This window comes from Bacillus sp. BP-3, assembly GCF_028401955.1.
GTDB lineage: Bacteria > Bacillota > Bacilli > Bacillales > Bacillaceae_G > Bacillus_A.
In genome coordinates, this window is sequence record NZ_JAQOTJ010000010.1 from 135335 (window position 1) to 150602 (window position 15268).

18 protein-coding genes are annotated in these 15268 nt (G+C 38.4%); 1 reads left to right on the forward strand and 17 read right to left on the reverse strand.

Annotated elements, in window-relative coordinates; all coding sequences use genetic code 11:
- The first annotated feature begins 89 nt into the window (after positions 1-89).
- Positions 90-1961, forward strand: a complete 1872-nt coding sequence (locus tag PLX19_RS16740) for a sensor domain-containing diguanylate cyclase (protein ID WP_272189867.1) — start codon at positions 90-92, stop codon at positions 1959-1961.
- Between the two features lie 378 nt (positions 1962-2339).
- Here the strand turns inward: PLX19_RS16740 and PLX19_RS16745 are convergent, their stop codons facing one another.
- From PLX19_RS16745 to PLX19_RS16820, 17 genes are all read right to left on the reverse strand, one after another.
- Positions 2340-2741: a F0F1 ATP synthase subunit epsilon gene (locus PLX19_RS16745; protein WP_090917905.1), complete on the reverse strand. Its 402-nt coding sequence runs from the start codon at positions 2739-2741 to the stop codon at positions 2340-2342.
- Between the two features lie 20 nt (positions 2742-2761).
- Entirely contained in the window at positions 2762-4156 is a 1395-nt protein-coding gene (gene atpD, locus PLX19_RS16750) for a F0F1 ATP synthase subunit beta (RefSeq protein ID WP_272189868.1), read from the reverse strand.
- 231 nt (positions 4157-4387) lie between these two features.
- On the reverse strand, positions 4388-5245 hold the full coding sequence (gene atpG, locus PLX19_RS16755) for an ATP synthase F1 subunit gamma (protein WP_272189869.1): 858 nt from the start codon (positions 5243-5245) through the stop codon (positions 4388-4390).
- 207 nt (positions 5246-5452) lie between these two features.
- Positions 5453-6961, reverse strand: coding sequence for a F0F1 ATP synthase subunit alpha (gene atpA / locus PLX19_RS16760; protein WP_272189870.1), 1509 nt, complete (start codon positions 6959-6961; stop codon positions 5453-5455).
- An 11-nt stretch (positions 6962-6972) separates the two neighbouring features.
- Positions 6973-7515 (reverse strand): F0F1 ATP synthase subunit delta, encoded by a 543-nt coding sequence (locus PLX19_RS16765; protein ID WP_272189871.1) that lies wholly within the window; start codon positions 7513-7515, stop codon positions 6973-6975.
- Entirely contained in the window at positions 7512-8021 is a 510-nt protein-coding gene (atpF, locus tag PLX19_RS16770; protein ID WP_272189872.1) for a F0F1 ATP synthase subunit B, read from the reverse strand. The genes PLX19_RS16765 and atpF overlap by 4 nt, the downstream gene beginning before the upstream one ends.
- Positions 8022-8147: 126 nt before the next feature.
- Positions 8148-8366, reverse strand: coding sequence for a F0F1 ATP synthase subunit C (gene atpE / locus PLX19_RS16775; RefSeq protein ID WP_020061436.1), 219 nt, complete (start codon positions 8364-8366; stop codon positions 8148-8150).
- A 57-nt stretch (positions 8367-8423) separates the two neighbouring features.
- Positions 8424-9143 (reverse strand): F0F1 ATP synthase subunit A, encoded by a 720-nt coding sequence (gene atpB, locus PLX19_RS16780; RefSeq protein WP_272189874.1) that lies wholly within the window; start codon positions 9141-9143, stop codon positions 8424-8426.
- Between the two features lie 7 nt (positions 9144-9150).
- Positions 9151-9543 carry an ATP synthase subunit I gene (locus PLX19_RS16785; protein WP_020061434.1) on the reverse strand — a complete coding sequence of 131 codons (393 nt, stop codon included), beginning with the start codon at positions 9541-9543 and terminating at the stop codon, positions 9151-9153.
- Positions 9543-9767, reverse strand: a complete 225-nt coding sequence (locus PLX19_RS16790) for an AtpZ/AtpI family protein (RefSeq protein ID WP_272189876.1) — start codon at positions 9765-9767, stop codon at positions 9543-9545. Before PLX19_RS16790 ends, PLX19_RS16785 begins: the two co-directional genes overlap by 1 nt.
- A gap of 41 nt (positions 9768-9808) precedes the next feature.
- On the reverse strand, positions 9809-9853 hold the full coding sequence (locus PLX19_RS26240) for a DUF4024 domain-containing protein (protein WP_368087050.1): 45 nt from the start codon (positions 9851-9853) through the stop codon (positions 9809-9811).
- 397 nt (positions 9854-10250) lie between these two features.
- Complete coding sequence (upp, locus tag PLX19_RS16795; RefSeq protein ID WP_020061432.1) at positions 10251-10880, reverse strand: uracil phosphoribosyltransferase; 630 nt, start codon at positions 10878-10880, stop codon at positions 10251-10253.
- 584 nt (positions 10881-11464) lie between these two features.
- Entirely contained in the window at positions 11465-12706 is a 1242-nt protein-coding gene (gene glyA / locus PLX19_RS16800) for a serine hydroxymethyltransferase (RefSeq protein WP_272189877.1), read from the reverse strand.
- Positions 12707-12884: 178 nt separating this feature from the next.
- Entirely contained in the window at positions 12885-13457 is a 573-nt protein-coding gene (locus tag PLX19_RS16805; RefSeq protein WP_272189878.1) for a TIGR01440 family protein, read from the reverse strand.
- A gap of 66 nt (positions 13458-13523) precedes the next feature.
- A complete protein-coding gene (gene rpiB, locus PLX19_RS16810; RefSeq protein WP_098917345.1) occupies positions 13524-13967 on the reverse strand; it encodes a ribose 5-phosphate isomerase B in 444 nt (147 codons plus the stop codon).
- A gap of 99 nt (positions 13968-14066) precedes the next feature.
- A complete protein-coding gene (locus PLX19_RS16815) occupies positions 14067-14507 on the reverse strand; it encodes a low molecular weight protein arginine phosphatase (RefSeq protein WP_272189879.1) in 441 nt (146 codons plus the stop codon).
- Between the two features lie 145 nt (positions 14508-14652).
- Complete coding sequence (locus tag PLX19_RS16820) at positions 14653-15150, reverse strand: PTS sugar transporter subunit IIA (protein WP_272189880.1); 498 nt, start codon at positions 15148-15150, stop codon at positions 14653-14655.
- Between the last annotated feature and the right edge of the window lie 118 nt (positions 15151-15268).

Genomic DNA, 15268 nt, shown 5'->3' on the forward strand with positions numbered 1-15268 from the left:
TTCATAGGGGACTTATTATGATAAAAAATGGACAAACCCATTTATTTTTTCTTATATATTCTTTATTGATTTATATTGCATTTCATTATATGGCTTTGCAAATATGGGATGCATACTCATTCCCATTTCAATTACAAACAAGTATCGTAACTTTCATTCTTAATGTGATTATATGTTGCTCGTTATTGTATTCTACTTCTCGTAAAGAAGGGCATGCTTATACGTTTTGGATGCTCTTAACAATCGGCTCATTCTTTTATTTTATCGGCGACACAATTGTTATGTATCAACACTTCATTTCGCATAGTTACAAAGCACTTATAGATTCTTCAGATCTATTCTATTTGTTATTTGTACTTTTCTATACGCTAGCTTTTTTCTATAAAAATATGTATGAGTGCACAAATTGGGAAAAAATCTTTATGTTATGTGATGTTTGTATCATCGTTACAGCAGCATTTACCTTACATTGCTATCTATTCTTTAAAAATACTGTACATCCAGATGCGCTCGCTAACATTCATAAATTTATATTACTTGTATATCCAATTACAGATCTACTATTTTTAGTCATGGGCATTAGCTTATTATTTCGTCCCTTATCATTTGTTTCTCGAGTAGTTATTGCTTTATTAAGCGGTTCACTCATTTTATATGCACTGCTTGATTCCATGTATGGATATATTAAATATTTTGCAACCAATCATTCTTTATTCACAATAACACCTTTCTTCCAAATTGTATTAGGGCTAGTCGCAATCGCTTGTCTGCTTCATACACACGAAGAAAACAAATCTGAACAAATATTTTTCAATCCCGAAATAGGCGAGAAGGTTCGATTATCACTTCCTTATTTAGCAGTTGCGTCATTAATTCTATTTACCTTACATGAAGGAAACTTTTCTCCCATTTTAGAAAAAGGCGTGTTTATAACATTTTTCTTCGTACTTATTCGCCATATGTTAGTACGGCATCAAAATAAAAAACTATTGCAAAAGCAACAGCTGTTTAATCTAGAGTTAGAAAAACAAATTGAACTACGGACAGAGGACTTAGTCAAACAAACAAATGAATTATATAAAAGCCAACAAATGTTTAAATCACTATATGAGCATCATCCAGATCCTATTTTCACATTAGATTTACATGGGAATTTTTTAAATGTAAATAATGCAGGGATTATATTACTTGGCTATCAAACAGATGCACTTTTACATGAATCCTATCGCTCTCTCGTATATGAGGAAGATTTAGAAAAAGCCATAAATGCTTTTCGTTATGTGAAAGAGGGACACTCTACAACTTTAGAAATAAGAGCGTATCATCAGAACCGAGATATTTATTATTTACATGTAACCGTAGTACCCATCATACCGCAAGCACGCATCACAGGTATTTACTTAATGGTAAAAGACATTACAGAAGGAAAACGACAGCAAGAGCAAATTAACTTCTTAGCGTATCATGATACATTGACACAGCTTGTTAATCGTCGTGCATTTGAAAAGCAACTTAATCATGCGATTCTTCACGCTAAGAAAGAAAACATAACACTCGCTATTATGTTTCTCGATTTAGATCGATTCAAAATTATTAATGATACACTTGGGCATAAAACTGGAGATTTTCTCTTAATTGAAGTTGCAAAACGCTTGCAACATGCGGTTGGACAAAACGGAATGGTTGCCCGGTTCGCGGGCGATGAATTTACCATTTTAATCGAAAAATACGAAACCCTTTCAGAAATTAAAAGTATCGCAAATGCTATCTTACAAATCATGAACGCACCAATTGAATTAGAAAATCATACGTTACAAATTACACCGAGCATTGGGATTGCCACATATCCAGACGCCGGTGAAGACGCGATGTCACTCCTACAACATGCTGATATGGCAATGTACGAAACGAAAAATAAAGGAAAAAACGGTTTTTCAATTTATACAAAAGCCCGGCTGTGAATATATGCAAAGTTATTACTTTAGTAAACCGTTAAACAGTAAAGATTTTCTTCATTTTTTACGGGCAATTTATCTCCTGTCTAGTTTCTTAAGAAAAGCGGAAGTGGCTCGCCGCCGAACATTCTAGCCACTAGAGCTGGACAATGCTTTTGCTGAATTTTGAGGCGGGGGTATTACTGCCCACGAATAACGGGATAAAACATGAACGCTACTTGCTTTCTCTCTTTGTTTTAATGGCAGGAAAAGGCCCTGATCCCTTCTATGCACGGCTAGATGCTCTCGTCCCCACTAAAAAAGGGTTTTATGTCATTTTTTCAATTTGTATTTATATATATATGAGAAAAAGCCGCAAAGGTTTATCCCTTTACAGCTTTTTCTTTACTTCATATTTGAAACGTCCAAACGGTTAATCGCACGTTTAAGTGCCATTTCTGCACGTTTGAAGTCAACATGTGCTTGTTTATCTTGCATACGTTGCTCAGCGCGGCGCTTCGCTTCGTTTGCGCGATGAACGTCGATATGATTTGCTGTTTCAGCAGATGGTGCTAATACTGTTACTTTCTCAGGGCGAACTTCAATAAAGCCACCGCTAACTGCTACGTAATCTGTATGTCCACCATTTTTTAAGCGAATTGCACTAATTTTAAGTGGTGCAACAGTCGGAATGTGACCTGCTAAGATCCCCATTTCCCCGCTCTCTGCTCTTACGCTTACCATTTCAACTTCGTTTTCGTAAACCGGTCCATCAGGAGTTACAATACTGACTGGAAATGTCTTCATAATTCGTCCCTCCTAAGGCCTTATGCCATCATTTTCTTCGCGTTTTCAACAACTTCTTCAATACCACCAACAAGACGGAATGCGTCTTCTGGAAGGTCATCATGTTTTCCTTCTAGAATTTCTTTGAATCCACGAACTGTTTCTTTTACAGGTACGTAAGATCCTTTTTGACCTGTAAACTGTTCTGCTACGTGGAAGTTCTGTGATAAGAAGAACTGAACGCGACGAGCGCGATGTACAACTAATTTATCTTCTTCAGATAACTCATCCATACCTAAGATAGCAATGATATCTTGAAGCTCTTTGTAACGTTGCAGTGTTTGTTGAATTTGACGAGCAACTGCATAATGCTCTTCTCCTACGATTTCTGGAGATAGTGCACGAGATGTAGATGCTAATGGATCTACCGCTGGGTAAATACCCATTTGTGTTAAACGACGCTCTAAGTTTGTTGTTGCATCTAAGTGAGCGAACGTTGTTGCTGGTGCTGGGTCAGTGTAGTCATCGGCTGGTACATATACCGCTTGGATAGACGTGATAGACCCTTTATTTGTTGATGTAATACGCTCTTGTAATTGACCCATTTCTGTTGCAAGTGTTGGTTGGTAACCTACCGCAGATGGCATACGACCAAGTAGGGCAGATACTTCAGAACCAGCTTGCGTGAAACGGAAGATATTATCGATGAACAGAAGTACGTCTTGTCCTTGCTCATCACGGAAATGTTCAGCCATTGTTAAACCTGTTAACGCAACACGTTGACGTGCGCCAGGCGGCTCGTTCATTTGTCCGAATACCATCGCTGTTTTCTTGATTACGCCGGAATCACTCATTTCGTGGTATAAGTCGTTACCTTCACGAGTACGCTCACCTACACCAGCGAATACAGAGATACCACCGTGCTCTTGTGCGATGTTGTTAATTAATTCTTGGATTAATACCGTTTTACCTACACCGGCACCACCGAATAGACCAATTTTACCACCTTTAATATAAGGAGCTAATAAGTCTACTACTTTAATACCAGTTTCAAGAATTTCTACTTTTGTAGATAACTCTTCGAATGCAGGTGCTTGACGGTGAATTGGATCACGGCGTACATCCGCTGCCACTGCTTCACCTAAGTCAATTGCATCACCTAATACGTTAAATACACGACCAAGTGTTGCATCACCAACTGGAACAGAAATTGGTTTACCAGTATCTTCTACTTCTGTACCACGAACAAGTCCGTCTGTAGAAGACATTGCTACTGTACGAACTGTATTATCACCAAGATGAAGCGCAACTTCTAAAGTTAAGTCCATTGCTTCTTCTTTGATTCTAAGGGCATTGTAGATTTCAGGTAGCTTTCCGCCGTCAAACTTAACGTCTACAACCGGACCCATGATTTGCGTAACGCGCCCTTTATTCATCGGGTTCCCTCCTAGCTTTCTTTAAATTAACCGGCTTTTCTACGAACAGTCGGTTTTGCATTTTTTATATTTCATTTCGCATAAGGATTATCGCTTCTGCTTTTTACTTAATCCAGCTCCAGCGGCTAGAATACTCGGTGGCTTCGCTTCTTCCTACGAGGCAAAGAACGCCTCTACGTCTGAAGCTCCATCCCCCTCCCATTCTGAGCGAGCCGCTTCCGCTTTTTATTACTATTCTAACGCAGCTGCACCGCCAACGATTTCCGTAATTTCTTGCGTAATCGCTGCTTGACGAGCGCGGTTGAAAGAAAGTGTAAGTGTATCGATAACTTCCATTGCGTTGTCTGTAGCACTTTTCATTGCTGTCATACGCGCTGCATGTTCACTTGCTTTACCATCTAGTAATGCACCGTAAACTAAGCTTTCTGCGTATTGTGGCAATAATACTTTTAAAATATCTTCTTCAGATGGTTCAAATTCATATGAAGTTGTTGCTTTGTCAGATGCCACATCCGTAAGCGGTAAAATTTTCTTCTCCGTTACTTCTTGTGAGATCTTACTTACATAATGATTGTAGTAAATATACAATTCATCATAAGCGCCATCTGTAAACATAGAAATTGCTCTTGAAGCAATGTCTTTAATATCAGCGAATACTGGTTGATCTGATAATCCAAGTACTTCATCAATGATATTAAAACCACGACGTTTTAAGTAATCACGTCCTAGACGTCCAAGTACAATAATTGCGTATTGATTTGCATCCATGTTATGACGCTCTTTCACTACGTTGCTTACTGCACGTAAAACGTTACTGTTATATCCACCTGCTAGTCCGCGATCCGATGTAATAACGATGTATCCTGTTCGCTTCACAGGACGCGCTGTTAACATTGGGTGATTTACCCCGCTACCTTGCGCTATGCTCGCTACTACTTCTTGAATCTTATCCATATACGGAACGAAAGATTTAGCATTTTGTTCTGCACGGCTTAACTTCGATGCAGATACCATCTCCATCGCTTTCGTAATTTGACTCGTTTTCTTTGTCGAGTTAATTTTCGCTTTTATATCGCGTAAAGATGCCACAGGTTTTCACCACCTTTTTTCCGGAAGTTGGCATGATTAGAAAGAGTTCCACTTCGTCAATCTTTCTAATCGTTATACTTGTTCATGATTGAAGGAAAAGAATAGGTGCACCTACTCTTTTCCTCTTCATATCCGTTAGCACTCTATGTAAGAGTCCTGCTTATATAAAAGTGGAGCGGCCAAACAAGCCGCTTCCGCTTTTTATTATTACTCAGAAGCCACAAAAACTTTTTTGAAGCCGTTAATAGCTGCTGCCATTTTGTCGTCTTCAGCAAGTTTTGTTGTTGTACGAATTTCAGTTAATAGTTCAGCAGCATTTGTATCTAACCAAGCATGGAACTCGTCTTCGAAACGAGTGATATCTACTACTGGGATATCATCTAAGAATCCGCGTGTTAATGCGTAAAGAATCATAACTTGCTTCTCTACTTTTAATGGCTTATGTAAGCCTTGTTTTAATACTTCTACTGTACGTGCACCACGGCTTAATTTCGCTTGTGTTGCTTTATCAAGGTCAGAACCGAACGCAGCGAATGCTTCTAATTCACGATAAGATGCAAGGTCAAGACGAAGTGTACCAGATACTTTGCTCATCGCTTTGATCTGAGCCGCACCACCAACACGAGATACAGAAGTACCTGCGTCGATCGCTGGACGTACACCAGAGAAGAATAGATCAGATTGTAAGAAGATCTGTCCATCTGTAATAGAGATTACGTTTGTTGGGATGTAAGCTGATACGTCCCCTGCTTGTGTTTCGATGAAAGGTAATGCTGTTAAAGAACCAGCGCCTTTTGCATCACTTAATTTCGCCGCACGCTCTAGTAAGCGAGAGTGTAAGTAGAATACATCCCCTGGATACGCTTCACGACCTGGAGGACGACGTAATAGTAATGACAGCTCACGGTATGCAGCTGCTTGTTTTGATAAGTCATCATATACAACTAATACGTGTTTGCCGTTGTACATGAACTCTTCACCCATTGTTACACCAGCATATGGAGCTAAGTATAATAATGGAGCAGGTTGAGAAGCAGATGCAGTTACAACGATTGTGTACTCTAATGCACCGTGCTTACGTAACGTTTCAACTACGTTACGAACTGTAGATTCTTTTTGTCCGATTGCTACATAGATACAAACCATATCTTGATCTTTTTGGTTCAAGATTGTATCAAGTGCAACAGCTGTTTTACCAGTTTGGCGGTCACCGATAATTAACTCACGTTGTCCGCGTCCAATTGGTACAAGAGCGTCAATCGCTTTAATACCAGTTTGAAGTGGCTCATGAACAGATTTACGATCCATTACGCCTGGTGCTGGGTTTTCGATTGGACGAGTTTTTGTTGTGTTAATTGGACCTAAACCGTCTACTGGTTGACCTAGTGGGTTTACAACACGACCGATTAATTCTTCCCCTACTGGTACTTGCATGATGCGACCTGTACGACGTACTTCGTCACCTTCACGAATTTCAGTATAAGGTCCTAAAATAATGATACCTACGTTATTTTCCTCTAAGTTTTGTGCTAGTCCCATAACGCCGTTAGCGAACTCAACAAGCTCACCAGCCATAACGTTATCCAGACCATGAGCACGTGCAATACCGTCACCAACTTGAATAACTGTACCAACATCGCTAACTTCGATCTCAGACTGATAGTTTTCAATTTGTTGCTTAATCAGTGCGCTAATTTCTTCAGCTCTGATGCTCATGCGCTTCACCCCTATCTATTCTTCATAAGTTCACGCTGAATACGTGCTAACTTTCCTTGTAAACTGCCGTCGTAAATGCGGTTTCCAATGCGTACTTTAATACCGCCTAGTAAATCTTCATCTACAACATTTTGAACGCGAATTGCATCTTTTCCTGTTTTCTTTGCAAATGCCTCTGCAACGCTAAGCTTCTCATCTTCTGTTAAAGAACGAGTAGAGTAAACCGTTGCATCCGCTACGTTACGCTCTTCATTGGCAAGTGCAACGTACACATCTACAATTTCAGGTAATAATGTTTCGCGATGATTATCGATTAAAATATATAACGTGCTTAAAATCGGCTGAGAAACAGTAGAAAACACGTTAGAAAGAAATTGTTTTTTCTTTTCAACTGAAATGCTTGGTTGTCCTAAAAATGTATGTAGTTCTTTACTACTTACAAAAACACTTTGCACAAGGCGTAGTTCTTCCTCAAACATTTCTAGTACGTGTTTTTCTTTTGCGATTTGAAAAAGAGCGACGGCATAACGTTTAGCTACAATCTCATTGCTCATCGCGCTTCTCCTACCTCTTTAATATAATCGCGAATTAATTGAACTTGGTCTTCTTCTTTCAGTTCTTTTTGCATAACTTTAGAAGCAATTTGGACAGATAAAGAAGCAACCTGTTCTTGAAGAGCAGCAATTGCTTGCTCTTTTTCGCGTTGAATTTCTTGTACAGCAGATTCTTTAATAGATACTGCTTCTTCTTTTGCAGCAGCAACGATACTTTCTTTTTGATCCTCTGCTTGCTTTTTCGCTCTCTCGATTAATTCTTGCGCTTCAATACGTGATTGTTTTAACATGTCACGTTGTTCTTCTACTAACTTTCTCGCCTCTGCATTGTTCTTTTCTGCAGCGTCGATTTCGCTAGAAATATGATCTTCACGTTCCTTCATAATTCCCATTAAAGGTCCAAATGCATATTTACGAAGTAATGCTAATAGAATTAGGAAAACGACAATTGTATAAATCACTGTTCCGTATGGGACAGCAGCAGCTCCTAATAATAGAGTTGGCACAAGGATTCACTCCCTTCAAAAATCTAAATTAAACAAATGAAAAGACAAGTAATGTTTCATTCATAAAGCAATGGCGAAGAAGGTCCCAAAACGATCTTCGCCACTTATTGTAAGGGGAGCTATCCCTTATTTGTTTAATACGATAAACGCGATTACTACACCGATGATTGGAAGCGCCTCAACTAACGCTACCCCGATGAACATGATTGTTTGAAGTACACCACGTAATTCTGGTTGACGAGCAACACCCTCAACTGTGCGAGATACGATAAGACCATTACCAATACCAGCACCTAATGCAGATAAACCAATTGCAATTGCAGCTGCGATTACACCTAAACTCATTTTAAAAGTCCTCCTTTTTATCAATAAAAAATAAATTTTGTACTTACTTTAAATATATTAATGGTCATGGCTTACTTTATGAGCCATGTACACCATCGTTAACATTGTAAAGATAAATGCTTGGATAGCACCTACGAAGATACTGAAGCCCATCCATGCTAACATCGGCAGAACAGCACCTAATGCGCCAAACGTTCCGCTTGCTCCTAACTGAGCAAGTAACGTTAATAAAATTTCACCTGCATAAATGTTACCAAATAAACGCAGACCTAACGTCAATGTATTCGCAAATTCCTCAATTACCTTTAATGGGAATAAGAATTTCATTGGTTGAATATAGCCTTTTAAATATTCTTTCGTACCCTTCATTTTAACTCCATAATAATGGGTGAGGGCAACTACCATCACGGCTAAAGTTAGAGTAACTGCTGGGTCAGACGTTGGAGATCTCCACCATGCAATATGCTCTCCACCTTCAGCTGTCGCAATCATGAACGGCAAACCGAGCATGTTTGCTACAAAGATGTACATAATGAGTGTAACTCCAAGCGTTAAAAAGCGTCCACCTGTTTGCCAATCCATCGTACTATTAATCATACCTTTTACGAAGTCCACAACCCATTCAAAGAAATTTTGCATTCCTGTTGGACGTAGAGCTAAGCGACGGGTACACATAATAGCAATGATAAATACGATTACTGCCGCAACAGTCGTCATCATAACAGAGGACAAGTCGAACGTTAAACCTAGAAATTCAACTAATTTACCGTGTTCCACTAGTAATTCACCTCTCTTCCCTGCTCTTATACTGTAGATAAAGAAAATCTATGATCATGACAAGATATCCTGTCAGCAATCCTAATGCTAAGCTCCACATCGCCATTAAATGTTGATATTTTGCTGCAAATAAAATTAATAGCCCTATCGCGGCTAATCTCGAATATGTACTCACTGCAGTCGCTTTATACTTCACTGTCTCACCTTGTGTAACGCGATCTAACAGTTTGTCCGTCTTGTGTGCAACGATGCGCAAACTAAGAAAACCGAAAATCGTTCCGATAATCAGTCCTAGAAAGACATCTTTGTATGAGGTAAAGCCCCATCCTAATACAAAGAGTGCGAGAAGGTTGTACATATATTTCTTTTGTCTTTGGACAAGTTCATGTACTTCTATCATCATTGCTCTCCCGAATAAAATTGTCGAATGAGTCGAATCATCGCATAAACCCCTGTTCCAAGTCCTAATAATAAACCGATTACTAGAAATAATGGAAACGTTCCAAGCTTACTATCAATCCATTGCCCGCCAAAAATTCCAACTAAAATCGCACCAACGAGCTGAGAAAGAATTCCGGTCATTAAAGCATATGCCTTAAATGGACTACGCTTGTTTTCCCCCAAGGATTCATCCCTCCATATGTAACGCCTCATTCACTATGTGTTTAAGAATGTGTTAATAATAACTCATTTTTTTGCATAAATCCTATTTAAATGAGAAAATTATTTTTTTTGTCAAAGAATAGACGAAAATTTGTCAATGAAAACCCTACCATCTATCCCCGTTGTTAGCATACAATAGGGTATTAAACAGTGTCAACGTCAAATCGAAAAAAATCAAAAAATTTGAGTATTAGGTATTTATTCCCATAACTGAAAACGTTCTCCTTCAAAAAAATGTTAAAAGTCGTCTAACTTCTAGACCTTTTCTCATTATAATAGAAGAAAAAAGTTCACAACTTTGTCACTATTATGTTTTCTTGATATATAAATTTTCACATTTAACATACCTTTCTCAAATATGATGTTTCTATATTATATGCGATTTCACCAATTTTTATGTTGTATAAAAAAACAGACGAGAAGGATGTCCTCTCGTCTGTTGTCTTACTTCGTTCCAAATAAACGGTCGCCAGCATCTCCAAGACCTGGTACAACATATCCATGATCGTTTAATTTTTCATCTAATGCAGCCACATAAATATCTACATCAGGATGGTCTTCTTGAATCACTTTTACGCCTTCTGGAGCACCAACGATACACATTAATTTAATATGTTTCGCACCGCGCTTCTTTAATGACGTAATGGCTTCTGATGCAGAACCGCCTGTCGCTAACATTGGATCAAGTACAATAAAGTCACGTTCTTCTACATCAGTTGGAAGCTTCACATAATATTCTACAGGTTGTAATGTTTCTGGATCACGGTATAAACCGATATGACCTACTTTCGCTGCTGGAATTAATTTCAAAATTCCATCTACCATTCCTAAGCCCGCGCGTAAAATCGGAATTAAACCAAGCTTCTTACCTGCAATCACTTTTGTTTTCGCTTTACTTACAGGTGTTTCAATTTCAATCTCTTCAAGAGGAAGATCGCGTGTAATTTCAAACGCCATCAAACTTGCTACTTCATCTACTAGTTCACGAAATTCTTTCGTACCTGTATTCTTATCGCGAATATATGTAATCTTATGTTGAATTAAAGGGTGATCAAAAACATACAGTTTTCCCATGTGAATCGCTCCTTCGGATGATATTGATGCGTGAGAGCACCTGTTTTTACACTATGTACGATTGTAAAGAAAACGCTTCTAATATTCAAGGGCAAATTTGGTAAAATTTCAAACACTTCTTCCTTTTACAAGAATAGCTTTACCAATTATAGAGACGGCATCCCTCATTATATATTTAGAATGTCTTCAAGATTTGTATACATAGGTTACCTTGAATGTTCTTCTCTTCATATATAAAGTTTTATGAAATACTGTTTTTTAGTTTCTTACTATTAATTATGTTATTTCAATAGAACATAATTAATATAAGAAAAAAATGAACCTTTCATTTAATAAACTCCTTCAAAACTATGTCTTTGCAATTCATTTCAAGAAGCACTTCATCTAAATCCGTTATTTCGAAAGGAAGAAATCCCCCCTTTTACCTTACGTTTTCCGAAATGCTCCACCTGTTTTGGATCACACAATAGCTTCTTAACATATTGCATCCACTTACCGATATCACATTTGTTTCCATTTAATATTAAAGGAATAATTGTCTTAAAAAAAGCTGTTGAAACAATACGTTTCAACAGCTTTTTTTATTATAGCTCTTTATACATTGGGAATTTATCAGTTAAGGCATTTACACGAACACTCGCTTCTTCTAATGCTGCTTCATTATCATGATTTTTTAATGTGTAAGCAATAATTGATGCGATTTCATCCATTTCAGCAAATCCAAAACCTCTTGATGTTACAGCTGCAGTTCCAATACGAACGCCACTTGTTACAAATGGGCTAGCTGGATCAAATGGAATTGTGTTTTTGTTTACTGTGATACCAACTTCATCTAATACATGCTCTGCAACTTTTCCGGTAATATCCAAATTGCGAACATCAATTAAAATTAGGTGGTTGTCCGTTCCACCAGAAACAAGAGTAATCCCTTCTTTTTGCAGACCTTGAGCTAAACGATTTGCATTGTTAATAATATTTTGTGCATATGCTTTAAAGTCGTCTTGTAATGCTTCTCCAAATGCAACTGCCTTTGCCGCGATTACATGCATAAGCGGTCCGCCTTGAATACCAGGGAAGATGGATTTATCAATTTGCTTTGCAAATTGTTCTTTACATAAAATCATACCGCCGCGCGGTCCGCGTAATGTTTTATGAGTTGTTGTTGTTACGAAATCAGCGTATGGTACTGGGTTTGGGTGTAAGCCTGCTGCTACAAGTCCTGCGATATGTGCCATATCTACCATTAAATATGCGCCAACCTCATCAGCGATTTCACGGAATTTCTTGAAATCAATCACACGAGGATATGCACTAGCACCGGCAACAATTAATTTTGGTTTATGCTCTTTCGCTTTTTCTAATACGTCTTCATAATTGATGTGATGTGTGTCAGGATCTACACCGTATTCAATGAAGTTGTATTGCACACCACTAAAGTTAACAGGACTTCCGTGTGTTAAGTGACCGCCGTGAGATAAGTTCATACCAAGCACTGTGTCACCTTGCTCTAGAATTGTGAAGTATACAGCCATATTTGCCTGTGCACCAGAGTGTGGTTGAACGTTTACGTGCTCTGCGCCAAAAATTTCTTTTGCGCGATCACGTGCGATATCTTCCACGATATCTACATGTTCACAACCACCGTAATAACGTTTTCCAGGATATCCTTCTGCATACTTGTTCGTTAATACAGAACCTTGCGCTTCCATTACCGCTTCGCTTACGAAGTTTTCAGATGCAATAAGCTCAATTTTTGAACGCTGTCTTCCTAATTCTAATTCAATCGCAGCAAACACCTTTTCATCTTGACGTTTTAAATGCTCCACCAAAATCCCCCTTTTCTGAACGAACTACACCTATTTCCGATATTTTCCCTTCATTTCCTAAGAAAAAACGAAAGTTCTAGCTGTAATCCTATTAAATCTTCACATTTTCAACTACATTCTAACACGACTCCACACATGATAAAAGAAAAAAAGACCAAATTCGGTCTTTTTTTCTTACTTAACTACAAGTAAACGTTTCCTCTTTTATTGCATATACTGCACGTGCTCCGCCAATTAACTTCGGACGCGTTTTTGCCATCGTTACATGAGCATGCCCAATCTCTTTCACTCGCGTACGGACCGGAACAGCTACATGTTTTAAATGCATACCGATAAATGTATCTCCAATATCAATACCTGCATCCGCTTTTACAAACTCTACGATAACGGGGTCTTTCATATTATGATATGCATATGTTGCAAGAGCCCCACCCGCTGATCTGACAGGCGTAACAGTTACAATCTCAAACTGATGCTTTTCTGCGACTTCTCTTTCTACCACTAAAGCACGGTTTAAATGTTCGCAGCACTGAAATGCTAGGGTAATGCCATAATGCTCTTGAAAATGTGTTAACTCAGAAAAAATCGCCTCTGCAACTTCCATCGTTCCGGATGTTCCAATTCTTTCACCAAGCACTTCACTTGTACTACATCCCACAACAAAAAGGTTCCCATTCCGCAGCGTGGCTTGCTCTTGAAATTCAAAAAGCGCTGTTTGCAACTGCTCTTTTAATTGTGATATTTCACTCATTACGCTCTTCCTTTCGCAGGTAGGTTCAACAAATTATATTATCTCTTACTAGAAGTTAGACTACAATTACTTCGCTTCGTACGCTTTAATTTTCCCTACACGATTTTCGTGACGGCCGCCTTCATAATCCGTTGTTAACCAAATTTTTGCGATATCGCGTGCTAATCCAGCTCCAATTACACGCTCACCCATTGCTAACATGTTTGTATCATTATGTTCTCTCGTTGCTTTTGCACTAAATGTATCATGTACTAATGCGCAGCGAATACCGTGTACTTTATTTGCTGCAATTGACATACCGATGCCTGTTCCACAAATTAAAATACCGCGATCCACTTCACCGTTTGCAACCATTTCTGCTGCTGGGAATGCAAAATCTGGATAATCTACAGAACCCGCTTCGCACTCACAACCTAAATCAATATATTCAATGTTCAATTCCTCTAATAGACTTACGATTTCTTTACGAATATTCAATCCGCCATGATCAGATGCTACAACTACTTTCATTCTAAACCCCTCCAAATATAAAATGAAACTTCTATTAGTAGAAATCTCTTCTTTCCATTAAATCAGCATAATCTCCAATATCGTATTATACACGAAACATTAGCTTTCTGAGTGTTTTTTCACCAAAGTTTGCATAAGTTGCTCCATTTCTTCCAGTGTTGCTCGATAGGTAGCAAGCGAACCGCCAAAAGGATCAGAAATATCCTTATTTGTACCTTCTACAAATTCATATAATGTATGCACTTTTTCGCTTATTTCCGGATAGTGTGTTAATAAAAGTTGACGATGTCCCGCTGTCATCGTCAATACAACATCCGACCACTCCAGCAACCCTTCTGTCACTTGCTTTGAAGAATGCACAACCCGGATACCTTTTTCATCCAGTGCACTTTTGGCATGAGAAGATGCATCGCTGCCAACCGCCGCAAATACACCAGCAGATTGCACATCAAACTGTTCATTACCATGATGACGTAATAGCGCCTCTGCCATTGGACTGCGGCACGTATTACCTGTACAAACGAATAATACTCGCTTCACCAAACACCACTCCTTATGATGAATATCTATTTTCATCATAACTCACAATGGTAGCGAAAAAAAGAAATGTATATATAAGTTAAAAAATTGACATAAAAAAGAAACCCATTTCAATTATGAAATGGATTCCCTACTCATCAAATGATTATTTCATTGTTACTTTCATTACTCCAGTTGAACCTTTTGTAGCTGTTACACCTACAGTTGTTTCAATAGATTCGGTTGCATCTGTGTTTGTAATAACGATCGGTGTAATTGTACTTTTCGCTTTTGCACGGATTAGTTCTAAATCGAAAGAGATTAATTTATCGCCAGCTTTAACAACTTGTCCTTCCGATACGTGTGTTTCGAAGCCTTCGCCTTCCATTTTTACAGTCTCTAATCCAACGTGGATTAAGATTTCTGCGCCGTTTTTCGATTTAATCCCTACAGCATGTTTTGTATGGAATAATTGGACAACCTCGCCATCTACCGGAGATACTACTACACCTTCAGTTGGCTCGATGGCAACACCGTCTCCCATCATACGACCAGCGAATACTGGATCTGGTACTTCTTCAATATTTTTCACTTCTCCAGTTAATGGAGATACAATTGTTTCTGCATTTGTTTTAGAACCAAAACCAAATAATTTTTTAAACATAGGGTAATCCTCCTTATCATTCACCGCTTTAGCGATATAAAAACGTTTCCATAAAGTGAAACTTCCATTAGTGATGCTTTTCTCACTGATGGTTAGTTGAAATTGTTAACCAGACCCT